Source organism: Nonomuraea angiospora, from assembly GCF_014873145.1.
GTDB lineage: Bacteria > Actinomycetota > Actinomycetes > Streptosporangiales > Streptosporangiaceae > Nonomuraea > Nonomuraea angiospora.
This window is the reverse complement of the sequence record NZ_JADBEK010000001.1, coordinates 6,124,902-6,144,126: the sequence shown is the minus strand read 5'-3', so window position 1 is coordinate 6,144,126 and position 19,225 is coordinate 6,124,902. Positions and strand designations below refer to the sequence as shown.

At 68.2% G+C, this 19,225-nt stretch carries 19 protein-coding genes and 1 pseudogene; 11 read left to right on the top strand and 9 right to left on the bottom strand.

The genetic code is table 11. The features are described from left to right. The first annotated feature begins 19 nt into the window (after positions 1-19). Genes H4W80_RS27615 through H4W80_RS27605 form a run of 3 tightly spaced genes read left to right on the top strand, consistent with a single transcriptional unit; the run spans position 20 to position 2,504 of the window. Positions 20-937 (top strand): bifunctional MaoC family dehydratase N-terminal/OB-fold nucleic acid binding domain-containing protein, encoded by a 918-nt coding sequence (locus H4W80_RS27615; protein WP_225963691.1) that lies wholly within the window; start codon positions 20-22, stop codon positions 935-937. Then, the gene (locus H4W80_RS27610) at positions 937-1,341 is read left to right on the top strand and encodes a MaoC family dehydratase (protein WP_192787748.1); all 405 of its coding nucleotides are present in this window, start codon (positions 937-939) and stop codon (positions 1,339-1,341) included. Before H4W80_RS27615 ends, H4W80_RS27610 begins: the two co-directional genes overlap by 1 nt. Continuing rightward, a complete protein-coding gene (locus H4W80_RS27605; RefSeq protein ID WP_192787747.1) occupies positions 1,338-2,504 on the top strand; it encodes a lipid-transfer protein in 1,167 nt (388 codons plus the stop codon). The genes H4W80_RS27610 and H4W80_RS27605 overlap by 4 nt, the downstream gene beginning before the upstream one ends. Before the next feature lie 579 nt (positions 2,505-3,083). On the opposite strand, the gene H4W80_RS27600 is transcribed toward H4W80_RS27605, so the two are convergent. Further along, on the bottom strand, positions 3,084-3,527 hold the full coding sequence (locus H4W80_RS27600) for an ATP-binding protein (protein WP_192787746.1): 444 nt from the start codon (positions 3,525-3,527) through the stop codon (positions 3,084-3,086). Positions 3,528-4,022: 495 nt separating this feature from the next. Between H4W80_RS27600 and H4W80_RS27595 the strand changes: the two genes are divergently transcribed. Continuing rightward, on the top strand, positions 4,023-4,313 hold the full coding sequence (locus H4W80_RS27595) for a DUF397 domain-containing protein (RefSeq protein WP_192787745.1): 291 nt from the start codon (positions 4,023-4,025) through the stop codon (positions 4,311-4,313). 216 nt (positions 4,314-4,529) lie between these two features. Here the strand turns inward: H4W80_RS27595 and H4W80_RS27590 are convergent, their stop codons facing one another. Next, on the bottom strand, positions 4,530-4,943 hold the full coding sequence (locus H4W80_RS27590) for a transposase (protein ID WP_420540608.1): 414 nt from the start codon (positions 4,941-4,943) through the stop codon (positions 4,530-4,532). A gap of 445 nt (positions 4,944-5,388) precedes the next feature. Here H4W80_RS27590 and H4W80_RS27585 point away from each other — a divergent pair, with 445 nt between their 5' ends. Continuing rightward, on the top strand, positions 5,389-6,282 hold the full coding sequence (locus H4W80_RS27585) for an IS982 family transposase (RefSeq protein WP_192787266.1): 894 nt from the start codon (positions 5,389-5,391) through the stop codon (positions 6,280-6,282). A gap of 137 nt (positions 6,283-6,419) precedes the next feature. Next, a complete protein-coding gene (locus H4W80_RS27580; RefSeq protein WP_192787743.1) occupies positions 6,420-6,977 on the top strand; it encodes a nuclear transport factor 2 family protein in 558 nt (185 codons plus the stop codon). A 177-nt stretch (positions 6,978-7,154) separates the two neighbouring features. Here H4W80_RS27580 and H4W80_RS27575 read toward each other — a convergent pair whose 3' ends face one another. Continuing rightward, positions 7,155-7,316: a hypothetical protein gene (locus H4W80_RS27575; protein WP_192787742.1), complete on the bottom strand. Its 162-nt coding sequence runs from the start codon at positions 7,314-7,316 to the stop codon at positions 7,155-7,157. 140 nt (positions 7,317-7,456) lie between these two features. Between H4W80_RS27575 and H4W80_RS61135 the strand changes: the two are divergent. After that, positions 7,457-7,666: pseudogene (locus H4W80_RS61135) on the top strand (IS982 family transposase); the annotation flags it as partial. Positions 7,667-7,719: 53 nt separating this feature from the next. Here H4W80_RS61135 and H4W80_RS27570 read toward each other — a convergent pair. Continuing rightward, entirely contained in the window at positions 7,720-8,979 is a 1,260-nt protein-coding gene (locus H4W80_RS27570; protein ID WP_192787741.1) for an amidohydrolase, read from the bottom strand. A 138-nt stretch (positions 8,980-9,117) separates the two neighbouring features. Here H4W80_RS27570 and H4W80_RS27565 point away from each other — a divergent pair, with 138 nt between their 5' ends. After that, positions 9,118-9,822 carry a trimeric intracellular cation channel family protein gene (locus H4W80_RS27565; protein ID WP_192787740.1) on the top strand — a complete coding sequence of 235 codons (705 nt, stop codon included), beginning with the start codon at positions 9,118-9,120 and terminating at the stop codon, positions 9,820-9,822. A gap of 163 nt (positions 9,823-9,985) precedes the next feature. Further along, entirely contained in the window at positions 9,986-10,543 is a 558-nt protein-coding gene (locus tag H4W80_RS27560) for a hypothetical protein (protein ID WP_192787739.1), read from the top strand. A gap of 151 nt (positions 10,544-10,694) precedes the next feature. Here the strand turns inward: H4W80_RS27560 and H4W80_RS27555 are convergent, their stop codons facing one another. Continuing rightward, a complete protein-coding gene (locus H4W80_RS27555; RefSeq protein WP_192787738.1) occupies positions 10,695-12,146 on the bottom strand; it encodes an MFS transporter in 1,452 nt (483 codons plus the stop codon). A gap of 95 nt (positions 12,147-12,241) precedes the next feature. Next, positions 12,242-12,685 carry an Rrf2 family transcriptional regulator gene (locus H4W80_RS27550; protein ID WP_318787084.1) on the bottom strand — a complete coding sequence of 148 codons (444 nt, stop codon included), beginning with the start codon at positions 12,683-12,685 and terminating at the stop codon, positions 12,242-12,244. Between the two features lie 512 nt (positions 12,686-13,197). Between H4W80_RS27550 and H4W80_RS27545 the strand changes: the two genes are divergently transcribed. Then, positions 13,198-13,782 (top strand): transposase, encoded by a 585-nt coding sequence (locus tag H4W80_RS27545; protein ID WP_225963690.1) that lies wholly within the window; start codon positions 13,198-13,200, stop codon positions 13,780-13,782. A 62-nt stretch (positions 13,783-13,844) separates the two neighbouring features. Here the strand turns inward: H4W80_RS27545 and H4W80_RS27540 are convergent, their stop codons facing one another. Next, complete coding sequence (locus H4W80_RS27540) at positions 13,845-14,342, bottom strand: tautomerase family protein (protein ID WP_185071978.1); 498 nt, start codon at positions 14,340-14,342, stop codon at positions 13,845-13,847. 94 nt (positions 14,343-14,436) lie between these two features. On the opposite strand from H4W80_RS27540, the gene H4W80_RS27535 reads away from it, so the two are divergent. Next, positions 14,437-14,928 (top strand): winged helix-turn-helix transcriptional regulator, encoded by a 492-nt coding sequence (locus H4W80_RS27535; protein WP_192787737.1) that lies wholly within the window; start codon positions 14,437-14,439, stop codon positions 14,926-14,928. A gap of 127 nt (positions 14,929-15,055) precedes the next feature. On the opposite strand, the gene H4W80_RS27530 is transcribed toward H4W80_RS27535, so the two are convergent. Both H4W80_RS27530 and H4W80_RS27525 read right to left on the bottom strand, forming a co-directional pair. Further along, positions 15,056-15,583, bottom strand: a complete 528-nt coding sequence (locus H4W80_RS27530; protein ID WP_192787736.1) for a DinB family protein — start codon at positions 15,581-15,583, stop codon at positions 15,056-15,058. A 246-nt stretch (positions 15,584-15,829) separates the two neighbouring features. After that, positions 15,830-19,090 (bottom strand): LamG-like jellyroll fold domain-containing protein, encoded by a 3,261-nt coding sequence (locus H4W80_RS27525; protein ID WP_192787735.1) that lies wholly within the window; start codon positions 19,088-19,090, stop codon positions 15,830-15,832. Positions 19,091-19,225: the final 135 nt, after the last annotated feature.

Genomic DNA, 19,225 nt, shown 5'->3' with positions numbered 1-19,225 from the left:
TCCCCCGAAGGCTCCTCCCTTGAGTGACGAGGAGCTGCACGAGCTCGCGGGCAAGCAGGCGGCGCTGGGCGAGGTGCGCGGGACCCCGGCGCAGGACCCGGTGAACGCCCCCATGATCCGGCACTGGCTGGACGCCATGGGCGACGAGAACCCGGCGTACCTGGAGAAAGGGGTCGCCCCACCCGCGATGGCCCAGGTGTGGACGATGCCGGGGGTGCGCCGGTCGGCGAAGGACCGTTCGCCGGTGGACGACATGATCGCCGCGCTCGACGCGAGCGGCTACACGGGCGTGGTGGCCACGAACTGCGAGCAGACCTACCACCGGTACGCGCGGGTCGGCGAGCGGCTCACCCCGGCCACCCGGTTCGCGGACCTGGCCGGGCCCAAGCGGACGGCGCTGGGGGTTGGCTTCTTCGCCACCTGGAAGGTCACCTGGTACGGCGAGGACGACGAGCCGGTCGCCGACATGCTCTTCCGGGTCCTGAAATTTCGCCCACGTACCAAGGCGGCCCCCGCCGCCGCCGACCGGCCGGCGTACCCGCTCCAACCGGCGATCAACCAGGACACCGCGTTCTTCTGGGAAGGCGTACGGCAAGGGGAGCTGCGCATCCAGACCTGCGCCGACTGCGGCCACCACCGCCACCCGCCCGGCCCCCTGTGCCCGCAATGCCGCTCGGCCAACAGCTCCCACCTGGTCGCGAGCGGCCTCGGAACCCTCTACAGCTTCGTCGTGCACCACCACCCGCCGGTGCCGGGCCGGGAGACCCCGTTCGTGGTCGGCGTGGTGGAGCTGCCCGAGGGGGTACGGATCGTCGGCAACGTCGTGGACTGCCCGATCGAGGAGGTGGCCGTCGGCATGCCGTTGCGCGTGACGTACCGGCCGATGGACGACCAGCTCGTCCTGCCGATGTGGGCGCCTTCGAAGGAGGAGGCGTGATGGGCGCCGAGATCGGGTCCGCGCTGCCGGAGCTGGCCATCGACCTCACCCCCACCTTCGTCGTCTCCACGGCGCTGGCCACCATGGACTTCACGCCGGTGCACCACGACGTCGACAAGGCCCGCGCCCAGGGGTCGAAGGACATCTTCCTCAACATCCTGACCACCATGGGCCTGGTCGAGCGGTACGTGACCGACTGGGCCGGGCCCGAGGCCGTCATCGAGCGCGTGGCCGTCAAGCTGGGCGTCCCGGCGTACGCGGGGGACCGGCTGTGCTTCAACGGGACGGTCGTGTCGCGCGAGGAGGGCCGGTTCACGGTCGAGGTACGCGGCAAGGTGAGCCTGGGCGACCACGCCACCGGCACCGTCACCCTCGCCCTGGCCGAGGAGGGGAAGCCGTGTTGAGCGGGCGTACTGCCGTCGCGGGCATCGGCGCCACCGAGTTCAGCAAGAAGTCGGGGCGTTCGGAGCTGCGGCTGGCCGCGGAGGCCGTGCTGGCGGCGCTGGACGACGCCGGGCTCTCACCCGGCGACGTGGACGGCATGGTGACCTACACCCAGGACTCCAACCAGGAGATCGCCGTCGCCAGGGAGGCCGGGATCGGGGACCTGACGTTCTTCTCGCGGGTCGAGTACGGCGGCGGCGCGGCCTGCGGGACCGTGGCGCACGCGGCCATGGCCGTGGCCACGGGGATGGCGCGGACGGTCGTCTGCTACCGCGCCTTCAACGAGCGCTCGGGCCGCCGCTTCGGCCAGCCGAACAGCCGCCTGACCGGCGAGCCCACCTCCCAGGGGCTGGAGATGAGCTGGCACGTGCCGTACGGGCTGATGACGCCGGCGGCGTGGGTGGCGATGTTCGCCCGCCGGTACATGCACACGTACGGGGCGACCTCGGAGGACTTCGGCCGCGTGGCGGTGGCCATGCGCCGCCACGCCGCCACCAACCCCGCCGCCTGGTTCTACCGGCGTCCCATCACGCTGGAGGAGCACCAGGCGTCCAGATGGATCGTCGAGCCGCTGCACCTGCTCGACTGCTGCCAGGAGAGCGACGGCGGCGTGGCCCTGGTGGTCACCTCGGCCGAACGCGCCCGCGACCTCCGCAGATCACCCGCCCTGATCACCGCCGCCGCCCAGGGCGCGGGTTCGGGCCAGCTGATGATGACCAGCTACTACCGCGACGACATGACCGGCCTCCCCGAGATCGCCGTGGTAGCCCGCCAGCTCTGGGACATGTCCGGTTTATCGCCAAAAGACATCCAGACCGCAATCCTGTACGACCACTTCACCCCGTTCGTCCTGGCCCAACTGGAGGAGCTCGGCTTCTGCGCCCGCGGCGAGGCCCCGGACTTCCTCCGGGACGGCACGATCGAGCTGGACGGCCGCCTGCCCGTGAACCCCCACGGAGGCCAGTTGGGGGAGGCCTACATCCACGGCATGAACGGCATCGCGGAGGCTGTCCGCCAGATCCGAGGCACAGCCGCCAACCAACTCCCAGCCGTCCGAAACGTCCTGGTAACCGCCGGCACCGGCGTCCCCACCAGCGGCCTGATCCTCTCCTCCGACGCGTAGGTGGGCCTGCGCCACCCACCCGTTGCCCTACTGGGTGGTCAGCCTGCTGGACCCCGCCCCGAGCACAAAGGTCTTCGCTGGGAGCGCTTCGCGCTCGGGGCTCAGGCGCTTCTTATTGAGGCGCCTGGCGGCGCAACCCCCGCGCCTTCGGCGCCATCGCCCACCCGCTGCCTGGTTACCGGTCTGGCCTGCTGGAGCCCACCCCAAAACCCCCGCTCGCTCCGCTCGCCATGCACCCCCACCCGTTGACCGGCGAAGCGATGGTCCGGCTGACCCCGCCCGAACCGGCACGTCCGGCCACTCATTCCGCCTGGCCATTTATGATCTTTTCCCACAGTTCTTCGGCCTTTGGGATCAGATCCGGGTGGCTTTCAAGAACGCGGAGGCCGGACCCGAGCCTGCTTGTCTTCCGCACCCACGCGAGTCCCCCAGCGGCGCAGAACTCGTAGACGCATGGCGCACACTCACATGTGTGCCGTTGCACCCGCACCCGGGCGAAGCGCCGGACCGGCTTACGCCAATCGACAGATTCTGCGTCGGACCTGGGTGAGACGTGAGGGCCATGGAAATCAGGGAGATTCATCGCGGCTTGATGCCTGCTTCGGGATCGCCAGCCAGAGTGAGGTGGTTGGCTTCAACACTGCTGCTCAGGTTCTTGGCGTTGTTGCCGCTCGGAACGTCTGATGGATGGTCGGCTCTCAAGGTGAGCACCTCGGCCCACACCAGGTTCCACCGCATAGGCACGGGCCGCGTCCCCCATCGGATCGACGTCTGCTGGACCAGCCACAGCCCCCGCCCGCAGCAGTCGCCCTCGGCGGACTCTCGCGGCCTCGGGACGGTTGACGCTCCCTCGTCAATCACCTCGATCCTGGCCAGATCATCAGAGACCTCGTAGATGGTCACCGTAACCAGGCCACCCGATCGTCCGGAGCCGGTGTGCAGGATGGCGTTTCCCACCAACTCGCTCGTGACGAGCTGGGCGCCATCCATATCTTGATGTCCCGCCGTCGTCAGGGCGTCCACGACTCAGCGACGAGCCAGCGACACCGAACGCGCCATGCCCGGAAGGATTATCTTCGCCAAGGCCTGATCGTTCATCGCGCAACCTCCCACACTCGTTCGGGCGTTTACTCGTCAAGCGCGTCCACCCCCCGATCACGACCCGGCCCCCAAGTGAAGACCCATCGCTCCCCTTGCAGTGCAGTCCGGACGGAACCTGTCAATTTGCTCAAGGCGGTTGAGGTGGTATTTTCCGAGGCCCGTAGACAGTCAAGATCGCTACTGTAATTTTGCCCCCAGCCATGTGAGTGGAATGTCGGGTTACCGTTTGACAGGCCGTTTGTGGGCAACACCAGACGGCCGGTGAGCACACTCCATTGCACGTCAGATAGGAGGACAGTCTGACGACAGAAGGCTTCACCGAGAGTACGCAAATCGTCTATTTGATCACCTTCGCGCACGAGCAATCGGCCCCGATCAGACTCGGCGCTTGATCGAGCAGGTAGTAGGAGGGACGTAGTGAACCACGGAAAAGATGACGATCCGACGCAGCAGGACCGTGTGGCGTGGCGTAAGTCAAGCTTCTCCAATGGGACTGGCGGAAATTGCGTCGAAGTAGCGCTATTGGCGGCATGCCGCGATGGGGTCGAATATCAGGCGTTTGGTGCCGAGCATAAGGCTGGCCTCGGACCCTTGGTTGCGATACGCGACTCCAAGAACCCGGATGGTCCCAAGCTGTACTTCACTCGTAGTGAGTTTGCGGCGTTCCGTCATGCCATTGTGGCGGGCGAATTCGACGATCTGGGATAAATTATCTTGTTTCTTTCGTAGCATCACCATGACGGCGCCAGCCGCCGCCCAATTCCTCTGGTCTCACTGGTCACGAACACTCGCGTGGCCATCACCTTCCCGATCCTGGAACCCCCACTTCGAAATTCGAGACGAGACAGCCCCGCCCGCCCATGGCCCGATCGAACTGGACGGCCGTCTGCCCGTGAACCCCCACGGAGGCCAGCTGGGGGAGGCCTACATCCACGGCATGAACGGCATCGCCGGATGGCGGCTCTTCGAATTTAGGCGGGGTTGAGGTGTCCGCGTCCGCGTCGGGTGGTAGCACAGCGGATGCGTAGACGCTGGTTTTCGGGGTTGCGGAAGCCATAGGCGTCGCGGGCGGTGGTCTTGATGACGCGGTTGGTGCCTTTCGGAGCCGGTGTTGGTGATGCCGGCCCGAATGAAGACGAGGATTTCCGGCCACCAGGTGTCGATCGTGGTGGCCAGGCGTTCGAGTTCGGGCAGGCCGGAGGTGGCGCAGCGGTCGTAGAAGCGAAACAGCCGGTCGGCGGTGACTGCGCGGTCGGGGTGGGTGCGGCCCAGGGCGAGCAGGTCCAGCAGATCTTCCTTGGCCTTCCAGGCGGCCAGGATCGGCTGGCCCAGCTGCATGGGCAGGGCTTGCAGGTCATGGACCATCGGATCCAGCTGGGAGCCGTGCGTCCCGGGCCGCGGAGCGGGTCAGCCGGTTGCGCAGTTCCCACTCGCGGTTGCCCTTGCGTCCGCGCCGCCCCGGATCTGCACGGTGAGGCGGCGGCTCCTCCAGCACTCAGCGAGCACGGCCCCGGCGGACCTCGTCAATGCCCGGCACGGTGACCGACTTCGGCTGGGCGGGCAGCACCCGGCGGGCGTGCGCGGTGAACGCGGCGGATACGATCGGCCAGGACACCCCGTGATCTCGCGCCGACTGGATCACCGTTCGCCCGCCGTCACCGATGACGGCACTGGTGGCTTGGCATAATCGCAGCGTCAGCCGCCGCAGATTCCCTAGACGAGTAAGTCCTAAGTAGCTGCGGTACGGAGTGCGTACATAGCGAAGGGTGTTGACGATCGGTTTGTGACAACAGACCTCAACACCCTTCTCACCGCACTGTACGTCAGCATCGACGACTGGCTCGGACATCAGCCACGACTGGGACGCAAGCCGCAGCTGACCGACGCCGAACTGCTCACCCTGGCCGTCGCCCAGGTCCTGCTCGGCATCCACTCCGAGGCGCGCTGGCTGCGCTACGTCCCCAAGCACCTGCCCGGCGCCTTCCCCTACCTGCCCGGCCAGTCCGGCTACAACAAACGCCTGCACAAGGCCCTGCCGCTGCTCAAACGGGCTATCCGAGTGCTGGCATCCGACACCGACCTGTGGAGCGATCCAGTCTGGGTGGCCGACTCCACCCCGATCGAGTGCGGCCGCTCCCGCCCCACCACCCAACGCTCGGACCTGGCCGGCTGGGCCGGCTACGGCTACTGCCGCTCCCACTCCCGCTACTTCTGGGGCCTGCGCCTGCACCTGATCTGCACCCCCGCCGGACTACCCATCACCTGGGCCCTGGCCACCCCCAACATCGACGAACGCCAGGTGTTGATGGCCATCTGCGAGCACGACCCGCACCTGCTCGCCGACCGGCCCGGCCTGCTCATCGTCGCTGACAAGGGCTACATCTCCGCCGAACTGGACACCTTCCTGACCGAGCGCGGCGTGCGGCTGCTGCGCCCGTCCTACCGCAACCGCACCCCTCGCCCCGGCGAAGAGCTGCTCAAGCCGATCCGCCAGCTGATTGAGTCCGTCAACGACACGCTCAAGGGCCAGCTCGACCTGGAACTGCACGGCGGACGCACCGTCACCGGGGTCGGCGCCCGCATCGCCCAGCGCATCCTGGCCCTGACCGCCGCCATCTGGCACAACCGAGCCACCGGCCAGCCCATCACCCGATCCCTGATCGCCTACGACCACTGACCCGACTTAGGACTTACTCGTCTAGGACGTCCGGCCACCTGGTTCTGCAGCGCGACCATCTTCTCGGGCACGCGGCGAACCTCGGCTGGCAGCGCATTTACAGCATCTTTCGGTTGCCTCTGTTCTAATCCCATTTCATGATCGACAGACAGCACATGTGGATGACCAATGGCCCTTCCGCGCAGAGCCGTGAGGCCGCGACTCGACGGGCCCTGTTCGGGGCCGCCGTCGGCGCACTCGCGGGCGCAGCCGTACTGGCCACTCCGGCACGCGCTTCGGCGGGCGTCTCCCCGCAGGGCGCCGATGGCGTACGGCGCGTGGCCGATCGGGCGATGGACCGCTTCGACCACGGCTGGCGCACTGGGGAATGGGACCCGTTCCTGGCCATGTTGACGCCCCGCTTTTCCTTCTGGTTCCCAGAAGGCGAATGGCGAGGGCGCCACGAGGGCGAGGCCGGGCGGCGCGCTGTCGAAGCATGGGCGCGGTTCCACGGGGACAACGGCAATCGTGTTCACGGCCGGCGAAGAACCGTGACGACCATGGGCCACCGAGTCCTGTACGAGTACGACTCCCGTGGCGCCTCGCCCTCCACGGCCGGCTATCTGAATTGGGAAACGATCATCCTCGGGGTGACGGGTGAGCGTATCAGCGCGTTTCACGAATACTGGGGGAATATTCCGCCGACGGGTGAGTGAGATCCCGATGTCCGCCCCGGGCGTTCGAGATGGCGCGCAGGAATCTGCTGCACCTGCTCGGTGAACGTCTGCCGCGGACGGGACGCTGATCACAGCACCAGCGACACTTACCCCAACGCAACGCACACCGCAGCCCGCCGACCGGCAGGTCCCGCGGCCGGGTGGTCACCCATTCCTTCATCCGGCCGCGGCAACCTCGCCCTGCGGGCAGCATCTGGCCCGCTCATCCGTGGTGGCCAGGTGCGCCACCGACCCCTCCTGCGATTCCTCACCTGCGGCGACGACCTTCGTGACGGCCGCCCCGTCCAGGCCGAGCAGCAGCGTCGTATCGTTGACCATGCTCGTGGCTTCTCTATGTGATCTTCTTGCCTCGACCACAAGAAGGATCACCGAGGCACGAGCCCTCTCAAGCCTCTCAAGCCTCTCAAGCCTCTTGAGCCCGGCGAGACCTCAAACCCCGATCAAGTTCGAAGCGCTCGGATGGCCTGCTCAAACCGATCCGCCAGCTGATTGAGTCCGTCAACGACACCCTCAAAGGCCGGCTCGACCTGGAACTGCACGGAGGCCGGACGATCACCGGCGTCGGTGCCCGCATCGTCCAGCGCATCCTGGCCCTGACCGCCGCCATCTGGCACAACCGCCACACCGGCCAGCCCATCACCCGATCACTGATCGCCTACGACCACTAACCCGACTTAGGACCTACTCATCTAGTGCTGCAGTGATTCGCTGGAGTGCTGAATCAGGCTGCAGGTCCTTCAGCGCCGTCCCCCAGGTGGGCCAGCGCCGAGACCACGGCCGCTTGCACGCCGGTGTCCAGGGTGGGCTGGATGACTGGGGCGAAGGTGGCGTTGTGGTTGGTCGGGATGTCGGTGGCGATCGTGCCCTTCTCGGCCGCCTTCGCGTACCGGTCGGGGTCTATGCCGCCGAAGCCCCAGTAGGTGAACGGCACGCCGAACGCCTTTGGTATCTCACTGAAGTCCTCGCTGGCCGTCTGGAGATCGAGTTCCCTCGCCCGTTCGCCGAAGAAGGCGGAGAAGGACGTTGCGACCCGCCGGGTGGTGTCCTCGTCATTGATCGTGGGTGGAAAGGCGCCGAAATGGTCGATATCGGGTGGCTTGGGAGCACCTGAGGCGGCGCATTCCGCGTGGGCGATGCGTGCGATGCTGTCCTTGACGCGCTGCCGCACCTCCTCCTGGTAGGTGCGCACGTTCAGCTGGATCTCTGCCGTCTCCGGGATGTTGTTGGGGTTGGCGCCGGAGTGGATGCTGCCCACCGTCAGCACGACCGGGGCGAGCGGGCTGACCTCGCGGGAGACGACCGTCTGCAGGCGGACCACGAGCATCGAGGCCATCACCACCGGGTCTATGCCCCGGTCGGGAGAGGAGCCGTGGGCCGAGCGGCCGTACACGGTGATGCGGTAGTTGTCAGCGGCCGACAGCGCTGGCCCCGGCCGGGTGAGCACCTGGCCGGCCGGATAGGGCAGCACGTGCTGGGCCAGGCATACGTCAGGTTTCGGGATCCGGTCAGTAAGCCCGTCGGCGATCATGCTGCGGGCGCCGTCCCCGGGCTCTTCCGCGGGCTGGAACAGCGCGATGTGCGTGCCCTTCCAAGCGTCCTTGGTCCGCGCCATCAGCCTGGCCGCGCCCAGCAGGGCGGTGACGTGGGTGTCATGCCCGCAGGCATGCATGATCGAATGGCCGTCGCTGTCGGTGGCCGTGCTCGCGTACGGCAGGCCGGTCTGCTCCTTGATCGGCAGGGCGTCCATGTCGGCGCGGAACAACACACCCGGCCCGTCGCCGTTGGCCAGCACTCCCACCACGCCGGTGCCGCCGATCTGGTCGTACACGTCATAGCCGCACGCCCGCAGCCGCTCAGCCACCCGGGTCGAGGTGCGTTTCTCCTGGTGTCCGAGCTCGGGGTGGGCGTGCAGGTCACGGTAGAACACCTCTAGGTCGGACCTGATGGTGTCAAGCCCGGCCAGCACCGTGGCGATGGACATCGGCCGCTCCCCTCGCACCTACCCACAGCGGATGATTTCCGCATATACAGCCCGATCAGTCCAAAAAGACGCAAATGTTCGGTCAGCCTGCAAGCGGCCCAGCCTCGGTTCTTCGCAGGCGTCCCTAGGCTCCTGCTTATGCGCGTCGAGACAATCACGACGGTGCTGGATCTGGTCGGGGTGTTCATCAACGGCCTGCTCGGCGGCTCGGTGGCACGCCGCCGGGAACTGGACCTGTTCGGGTACGTCGTGATCGGGGTGGTGTCCGGCCTGGGCGGCGGACTGATCCGCGACGTGCTGCTGCAACACGGGCCGCCGCTCGCCCTGACCAATCCCCTCTACATCCCGATCGCGCTGGCCGGGGCCGGGGTGGCGTTCTTGCTGAAGTTCACCGAGCGGGATTGGAACCGGCTCTTCTACGTGCTGGACGCGATCGCGCTGTGCGTGTGGGCCGTCGCGGGGGCACAGCGAACGCTGGCCGTCGGGCTCGGATGGCTCCCGGCGATCCTGCTCGGCACCACCACCGCAGTCGGCGGCGGTGCCACGCGCGACCTGCTGGTGCAGCGCGTTCCGGCCGTGTTCGGGGGCAACGGCCTATACGCGTCGGTCGCAGCCCTGGTTGCGGCTTTGCAAGTGATCTGCTCGGCGCTGGGCGCGCCTACAGTGGTGGGCACGTCCGTGGGGGTCGTCGTGGGCACGGCGCTGCGGCTGGTCGCCTACCGGCGGGGGTGGGAACTACCCGGCGGCCTGGAATGGGAGGCACGTGACGTCATCGGCAAGGCCGTCCACCCACCCCTCCGTCGCAACCGGCGGCGCGGTCGGCGTCGCGATGGCGACGACTGAACGGAGGCGTAACAGCGCCAAGTTGGGGCCAAGTGACGTCCAAGTCCGATTCCTTACTGTCGCGCAGGCACTGAGAACAACGCTTCCACGGGAGCCGGTCTCAGTACTGGTCCTTCATCGGACCGGACACACCGCGATGACACTCAAAGGAAAGGACGATCAGATGGCCTTCAGTTTCCGCCACAATCCGGCGGCGCGCGCCGGTGTGGGCGCCGCGGCAGCGGCGATGACCGCGGCGTTGGTCTGTACGCCCACCGCTGCCAGGGCCGACGAGCCGTCGATCACGGTGGAGGTGACGCCCACCGGCTCCACGCGCTATTACGAATCCTGCTCCAATACGGAGACCTGGGGGGTGGCCGCCGGTAGGGAGAGCCCCGACTTCGACAAGGGGAACTATCAGGTGTGCAGCTATCCCAGCAGCGGCGTGGCGTTCAACCCGTGGGCGAACGGACTGGGCGGCGAGTACAACTCCACCGCGAGGGATCACGTCATTGAGCAGTCCCATGGGGAGTGGTATCCCCGGAGCCTGAAGTCCCTCTGCCCGTACTGGATGCCCGCCGGCCCGAACCGTTCGGCGCTGATCTCCGAGATCGTGCAGACGTACCAGGTCAAGCTGATCTACAAGTACCCTGACGGCACCATTCAGGTCGCCGACACCACCCAGGCGACGTATTCCGGCAACAAGAGCGTCTCGTGGAACCCCGGGTGCTGGACGAGATGACGCCGCGCCGCCGCTTGGCAGCCCCTTAGGGAACCTCCAGGAAGAGGAGGCGGAAGAAGGGGGGCGCGGGCCGTGGAGGTGGTGCGGCTCGCGCCCGGATGGTCAGGGCCCTCCCCGATACCTGAGGCGCCTCCTGACACGTCGATCGTTCTCAACGCGATCCTCCTCGAACTGACCGGGAATCGGGGTGGGACGAGGTGGCTGCCGGACGCATCCTGGACGCGGCAATCACTGCGAGGGCGACGATCACGGCCATGGCCAGAAAGACATCGGAATAGGCAGCACCGTCTTGCCCGGTATGGAGGGGGTTGAAGGCGTCAGCACCGGTTTGCTGCCGCGCGCTCACCAGCACGCCGAGGAGGGCGGGGCCGGTGCCGGCGCCGAGGAACTGGGCTCCTTGCAGGATTCCGAGCCCGACGCCGGCCTGGTCGGGCGGAAGCGCACTCGCGGCCGCGCTGATGATCGGGGTCAACACGAAGAAGAAGCCGACACTGAGCCCGAGGATCCCGAGCCCTGCGGGGATCACCGAACTGCCTCCCGCGAAGGTAGAGAGGAACAGGGAGAACAGCCCCACGGCCACCAGCCCCGCCAGCACGAGCCGCCGGGTGGCGATGCGGTCGGCGAGGCGACCGATCAACGGCGAGAGGACGGCGACCGCGACTCCGGCCGGGACCATCACCAGGGCGCCCGCCCCCGGCTCGAGACCGTTGACGTCCACCACGAGCAGCGGAACGAACACCATGCCACCCAGATTGACGACCATGGCCAGGAACGCGACGACGACCGCGGCCCGGTAGATCGGGCCGGCGAACAGTGCGGGCGGGACGAACGGATCCGGGAGGCGGACCGTACGCCACCCGAACAGCACGAACGCCACCACGGCCACCACGAGGCTGACCCAGGACGACGGGGCCGCGACACCGGCGACCTGTGCCTGGGTGATCCCGAACAAGATCAGCCCGGCGCCGAGCCCGAGCAGGATGCCACCCGGAAGATCGAAGCGGCCCGCGCCGGCCGGGCGCTCGCCTGGTAGCACGCGCCACGCCGCGGGAACCAGCGCCAGCGCGACCACGAGCATCATCCAGAACAGTGCGGGCCAGCCGAGGAACTGGCCGATCCCACCACCGAGGGCCGGTCCCGCGGCGGTGCCGATCCCTGTGGCCGCGGACACGACGCCGATCCCCATCCCTCGCTTGTCCTTGGGCATCAGCCTGGTGACGGCGATGATCGACAGCACGGGCAACCCGGCCGCGCCCACCCCCATCACGATCCGGCCGAGCACGAGCACCAGGAGCCCCGGCGCAAGCGCGGAGATCAGGCTCCCCGCGGCGTAAGTCACCAATGCGAAGCAGAACAGGCGTCGGAGACTGACCTGGTCGGAGATGCGGCCGTAGAACGGGATGCCGACCGAGAACATCAGCAGGAAGCCGGTGACAACCCAGGCGAGCTCGGCCTCTGAAGCCCCGAACTCCTCACCGATCGACGGGAGCATCAGATTGACCATGTCACTGGCGATGACCGTGGCGAGCATCGCCGGCGTCAACACAGCCAGCAGTGCCGGCGCAGAACCGGTTCGTCCTGTTCTGCTCGATGTGGTTGTCATCCAGCGTCCCTCCGCGTGGCCATGACTGCCACCAGGTTGGTTACAGTTAAGGTTAAGAGAAACGGCGGAGACGTCCTCTCCGCCGTTGTCCGGGGCTACTGCTGTCGTGTCGCCGGTTTGCGCTCTTTGGTCAGCACCTGATGGACCAGGTGGGCGATGGTCGTCTGGCCCAGTCGCTCCTGCATGGCCTGTTCGGCCTCCCGGAACTCCGTCTCAAGGAGGGTCTGCATGTGGCGGCCGACCTCGCACGCCTCGCTGGGTGGATGGGTGTGCCGCGACAGGATCGGCCCTGCCTCCACGGCGACATGTGCGTCGTAGAGCGTGATCTCGCGAGCGGGACGAGCGAGCGACCATCCGCCCCCGCGACCTTCCGTCGACCACACCAGACCCGCATCCCGCAGGCTGCCGAGGATGCGTCGCACGAGCACTGGATTGCTCGCCAGGCTGTCGGCGATCTCGGCCGAGGTCAGCGAGCGATCCCAGCGACCCAGCATCGTGAGCGCATGAATCGCGACAGCGCTCCTGCTGCTGAGGCTCACCGCTCTCACCCTTCGGTCAACGTCCGCCGTACTGCGGATACTGCAACCAAGCTAGTTGCGGTATGGGTATCCGTCAATCCCGCGTCGTAAGAACACGAGCTCTCGCGGTTGCGACACAAGGACACCCGCAAGAGCGAGGCCATGGCTGGGTCCGGGTCGAGCCGCACTTCGAGCGATACGCCTGCGGACAGGAGCTGGCTCCTGATAGCTGAGGTGTTGTCTACGCAACTCGGTAACCAGGAGCGCTGGAGCTACGGCTAACCACCGCTCAGCTGATCAGTGGGTACGTCGGGTGAGGTGCCAGGAGCTAGTGCCGCATCAGAGAACCTTTGCCCCGTAGTGACGTGACGCGCCGTTCGGATGCTGGTCCGTGCGGCGCGGTGTCGCCAGGCTGTCCGGGCGGCAGAACGGGTACGCGTCCGCGAGATCGATGACGACGGGGGCCGGCGCCTGCTGCGGATTGTCCGCAGAGGCACCGGGTCGGTGGTGACCTGGTGGCGGGCCCAGGTGGCGTGTCGTTTCAGCGCATAAAGACCTGGAAGACGTCCCGCGACCGGGACTACGCCACGAAGAAGGCCCGCGTCGAGCACCTCTACGCGATCGCCGACGGCGAGGTCATGCCAGAGGAGGGTGAGCCTGAAGTCGTCTTCTGCCTGGACGAGTTCGGCCCGCCTAACCTCCAGTCCCGCCCTGGGCGGCAGTGGGCCGAGCGCGGTGGGCGGCACGAGGAGCCCGGCCGGGAACCGAGGCCCCGCCGACGGGCGACCTACACCCGCCCGCACGGGGTCAGACACCTGTTCGCCGCCTACGACCTGGGCAAAGACAAGCTCTACGGCCACATCAAGCCGAGGAAGCACCGGACCAGGTTCCTAGAATTCTGCCGCTATCTGCGCGGTCTCTACGCGCCCGAGATCCGCATCGCGTTCGTGCTCGACAACTGCCAGTTCACCGCCCTGCGCTACTTCACCCTGGACGGCACCGACCGCGCCACCCACAAAGAGCAGGGCAGCATGATCCGCCGTTACATCATCTGGCGGAACCAGCACGCCACCGACGAACGCCTCCGCGAGGTCGTGGCCAAGGCCAACGTCGCCTGAATCGGGCTGAGCCTAACGACTGTGTCACCGGCCGCATCGATCCCCACTTCGTTCGCCGCTCATCAGGGCAGGCGGGCGTGTTCGGCTCGGGTGGCAGCGATCCGCTCACGCGCGAGCGTACGGGCCCGCTTGGTGTCGTCACCGGTGAGTCGGGCGAGGATCGTTGCGAGCGGCCTGATCTGGCCCCAGCCGCCCCAGTGACCCTCGGGGATCTCGGTGGGGAACACCCAGATCCGGCTGGCGTCACGCGGCCAGGCGCCGTTCTCCGCGTCGAGGATTGCCTCGGTGACCTCGGCGATGACGCTCGCACGCTTCTGCTCGTCGAGCTGGCCCTCGGGGACGGACGGGACGACCTTGTAGCGAGGTGCGTCCGCGGGTTCTCCGCCGACGTAGATGCCGGCCGGTCGGTGCAGCCAGAGCCAGGAGACGGAACGGCTCACCGGGTCGGCGGGGTCGAATCCCTCGTTGCGGACGAGGATCTCGGTGATGCGGTTCAGCAGGGCCGCCTCGGCGTCCGGCTGGAGCGCGCCGTCGGGAATGTACACGTCGAGCATGGGCATGGTCGATCTCCTTCATGAGTTTAGTTCTTCAACTCAGGCCGGAGTCTAGGAGGGCTAAGTGCAGCTTGTAAACCCAGGTGGGTACACTCGTCCCATGGAGACGCGGCGAATCGACCCAGTGAACTGCTCGGTGGCGCGCGCCCTCTCGGTGGTGGGGGAGCGCTGGTCGCTGCTGATCGTTCGTGAAGCGCTGGACGGCGCGCGCCGGTTCGGAGAGTTCCACTCCCGCCTCGGGATCGCCAGGAATCTCCTGGCGACTCGGCTCGAGACCTTGGTGACCGCGGGAGTGATGCGCCGCGTGCCCTATCAGGAGCCTGGGGATCGGCAGCGCTTCGCCTACGAGCTCACCGAGCAGGGCCGGGCGTTGCGGCCCACGCTCGTGGCGCTCCTGGAATGGGGCGACACGTACCTCGCCGACCCGCAGGGCCCGTCGGTCATCGTCCGGCACCGGCCCGTCGACGATGCGAGCTCCTGCGACGAGCCGGTCAAGGTCGTCCTCGAGTGCGCTGCGGGGCACAGCCACCTCGCCCCGGAAGCCGTCTGCCGCACGCCCGGGCCGGGCGCGCGCTTCGTGGAAAGCTCCTGAGATCCCAGGATCGTGCTGAGCAGCTCATATCGGGAGAAGCATGATCCAAGCAGTGGGGCCGACGCCTGGGCCATGGGGCAAACGTTGGATGCTGCGGCACTGGATACGGGTGATGCCGGGAGAGCCGCTACGCTCCCGTGGTCCCATCGATGCGCTCCCGAATCAGGTCGGCGTGCCCGGTGTGCTGCGCGTACTCCTCCAGGAGGTGGATGTAGATCCAGCGGAGGCTGACCTTGCCGGTCGGCGCCCGGGGGTCGTCGGCCAGCTCATCGAGGTCGATGTCCGCAACCGCGGCGTCGCAGGCAGCCGTCTCCGCGAGGAAGGCGGCGTAGTCCGCCTCGGCGTCGGCGTCGGCCACCAGGTCGAAGTCGCCGTCTTCGTACTCCTCCGTGATGTGCAGCTCAGGCAAGTTTTCGTGCAGGAACTTCTCCCGGAACCACCAGCGCTCGACTTCCGTCATGTGTCGCAGGAGGCCGAGCAGCGTCAGGTTGGACGGCTCCACGGAGGCGGTCTTCAGTTGCTCGGAGGTGAGGCCGGCGCATTTGCGCAGCAGGAACACCCGGCGGAGCTTCAACCAGTCATCCAGCATCTCGCGTTCGCCACAGGCCATGTCCGTCCGAGATCCCCGCTCTACGTCGGGTGCTGTCCACGTCATGTCACCATCATGACGACCTGCGCAACCGATTTTGCGGGGTACGCGCGTATCTTGCCCGCCGCCGGGCGTATCGCTCGAAGATGGGGCCCGACCAGGGCATCCCTGTCCCGGCCTCAGCGACCAAATCCTTTGTCAGCAGGCTCTTGGACCTGGCGCGGCCGTGGCCGCGCCGGCTGCCGACTCGCCCTGGGCGGCTGAGGACCGCCGGCCGCCCTGCTCGGGGCGGCCGGCGGTGTTGGGCGGGACCTACTGGGCGGCCAGCTGAGCGATCTGCTCGGCGCTCAGCACGCCGTCGTACGTGCGGACGTCGTCCACGATCCCCGGCCAGTAGCCGGTGAAGGCGCCCGCCGCCTTGGTCCGTCCGAGCTGGAGCGGGCCGGTGGCGTTCCATGCGCTGACGTGGTCGGTGACGGTCGCGGACTGCAGCTGGCCGTTGACGTAGATGCGCAGCTCCCCGGCGAGCGGGTCGTACACGCCGGCCACGTGCGCCCACTCCAGCGGGGTCGGGATGGCGTCGGAGCGGGTGCGGGCGAGTGCGGCGGTGTCGCTGTCGGCGGCGGCCATGCCCAGGGTCCAGCGGCCCTGCTCCTTGTCGAAGCCGAGCTGGAAGCCGGCGGCCCGGCTGCCGGGCTGGGCCACGGCGGCGGTGTCGCGGGTGGGCAGGTAGTCGAGCTGTGTCCAGGCGGCCACGGTGAACCCCGTCCTGGTGTTGACCGCGGGCCCGCCGGCCTGGGCGTAGCCGTTGACGCCGTCGAGCGCGAGAGCGCCGTCCAGCCAGCCGGCCGTCCACGAGGCCCCGCCGGACAGGGTCGCGGGCGTCCCCCTGCCCGACGAGTCGGCGGCCGTCAGGCCGGACTCCTCATCCAGCTTCCAGTGGCCGACCAGCGTGGCAGCGCTGTTGACCAGGTCGGCGAGCTCGTCGGCGAACATGGCGCGGCCGTAGACGCGGACCTCGTCGAGGTCGCCCGCCCAGTGGTCCGCCGCCGCGCCGTTGACCTTGCCGCGGCCGATGGTGAGGGGTCCGGCCGCGTTCCACGGTGAGGTGGCGGCGACCGTGGATTCGAGCTTGCCGTTGACGTAGAGGGAGATCTGGCCCGCGGCGGAGTCGTAGACGCCGGCCAGGTGGGTCCACTCGTTCAGCCTGGGAGCGGCGGCCGACAGGGCCTTGACCGTCGCGGCGCCGTCGGCGTCGGAGCCCGGGCGGAGCAGGGCCCAGCGGTCGTCGGACTTGGAGTACTGGAGTGTGAAGCCGCCGGTCCTGGAGCCTTCCTGGGTGACGACCGTGGCGGTGGCCGCGTTGCCGGTCAGGCGGGCCCAGGCCGTGACGGTGAAGTTTCGGCTGGTGTCCGTGACGGGGCCGGAGGTCTGGGCGTAGGCGTTGGCCAGCTTCAGCCCCGCGCCGGTCCTGCCGGTGGTCCACGACGTCCCGTACAGGGTGGCGGGGTGCGCGCCGGCGGCGTCGGCGGTGACGCCGCCCTGGCCCTCGTTCATGGCCCAGTGGCCGCTGGGCGCGCGGCCCGAGTTGACGTTGAAGACGTAGGTGCGGATCGGGCCGAGCTGGCCCGCGCGGTCCTTGCTGCGTACCGACAGGACGTTGGGGCCGTCGTGGCGCGGGGTGAGCGCGATCGTGGCCGTGCCGTCCGCGGCGGGCGCGACCTCGGACTTGGGCGTGGTGTCCAGGCCGTAGACGTACGCGGCCACGTCGGTGACGCCGTTGGGGTCGAACTTGAAGGTGCCGGCCAGGCCGACGCCGTCGTTCCAGCCCTCCTCGGCGTACTCGGGCGAGGTCACGACCGGCTCCCTGCCGGGGGCGGTGGCGTCCACGGTGGCCTCGCACCAGGGGCTCCAGGCGCTGTTGGCCTTGCCGTCCTCGGCCCGGACCCGCCAGCGGATCAGCGCGCCGTCCGCGTACAGGCTGACCGGGATCGTCGCGTAGTAGGCGGAGCCGGACGAACCGGTCGCGGTGACGTACTCGCCGGTCTTCGTGCCGGCGGCGTTGTACCACTCGAAGCGGCCCTTGACCGAGTTGTCGGTGTCCTTGAGCTTGGCCCACAGCTTGGGGGTGGCCGTGCTGATGACCGGCCGCTCGTCACCGGAGACGCAGGGGCCGCCCGGGTCCGACCAGGCGTCGGCGGCCACCGGGTCGGACGGGATCGAGTTGTACTCGATGACCAGGCTCGGGTTGTTCTTGAACTTCTTCCAGGCGTACACGTCGGTCTCGCTGGTGGCCCGCAGGCCGATCGTGACGTTGGGCCACTTCTTGGCGGCGGCGTCCACGACCTGCGGGGTGACGTCGAACTCGACGCCGCCGGGCAGGCAGGACGAGCCCCAGCCCTTGGCCACGTTCACCGTGGACAGCAGCTTGACCCACGACGGCTGCTTGTTCCAGGTCGTGGCCTTGCTGATGGTGTTGGTGGCCCAGGCTTCGACCTTGCGGGCGCTGCAGGAGTACGACCACGTCTCGTACGTGCGCAGCGTCGCCTTGATGATCTGCTTGCCGTGGATGGTCGAGCCGGTGTTCATCTGGAAGAACGAGCGGTTCTTCTGCGACTCGACGTGGCCGACCCGGGCGACGTCGCTGGAGTTGAGGTAGTTGGAGTTGGGCCAGTTGCTCCAGACCGCCGTCCAGGCGTTGCGGGCGGCCGAGAAGTACGGGTCGAGATAGACGGGGAACTTGGTCTTCGGGTCCGTCATCATCTTTCTGTCGGGCTTGAGCCGCAGTTGCCTGCCCGCCAGCTCCACGCCCATCGTCGCCTCGCGCGCCTCCGGGGAGCGGCCCTCCTTGAGCGCCTGCGGGCTCGTGATGCCCTTGGAGTCCCACATCTTCGGGGTGGGCGCGGTGAAGATCGTGCCCTCGTTCTTGTCGACGGCCTCGATGTTGCCCGCCTGGTCCGACTCGACCGACAGGCCGGAGGCCGACAGCGGGAACGTCAGCTCCGTCATGCTCTGCGCGGCGGCCCGGGACTTGACCACCAGGATGTGGGAGAAGCCGTCCACGTCCGCGGTGACCTGGAGGTCCACGCCTGGCATGACCTCGGCGTAGGTGGCGGTGTCGCCGTTCAGCGTGGGCTTGGGCAGCGTGCCCTGCCAGCCCAGCTCCAGGGACTTGGCGCCGCGCGACAGCTTGGCCAGCGGGGCGTCGCCGCCGCCGGAGAACCTCAGCCCGATCGCCGTCGCGGCCGGGCTGACCGAGCCGTCGGGGTTGAGGCGGAGCGTGGTGTCGACGGGGACCCAGCCGCCCGCCTGCCGGACGCGCACCGGGCGGACGTTCATCTCCATCGAGAGCGTGCCGTCCGGTTTGGCGAAGACCTGGCGGGTCTCCGTACGCATCGATTCGATCTCCACCGGCCGGCCGGCGCTGCGAGCGGCCGCGACCGCGGACTCCTCGGCCTTCGGCGGCTCCTGGACGGCCTTCGGCGGCTCCGGCGCCTCGTCGGCCCGGGCGGCGACCGCCGGGGAGCTCGTTAAGATCAGCGCCGCCGTAAGCAGCCCACGCACTACCCGCATACGTCCTCGCCCGTGTTGAGCAGGGGTTACGCGCGGGACAAGAGCTGCCCGGCGTTTCCACGATCTTCGGTTGACGATCGGATTTTCGCCTGCCCCCGAACGGCGAGTCCAGGGTTCTGCTCATTCTGCGCAAAG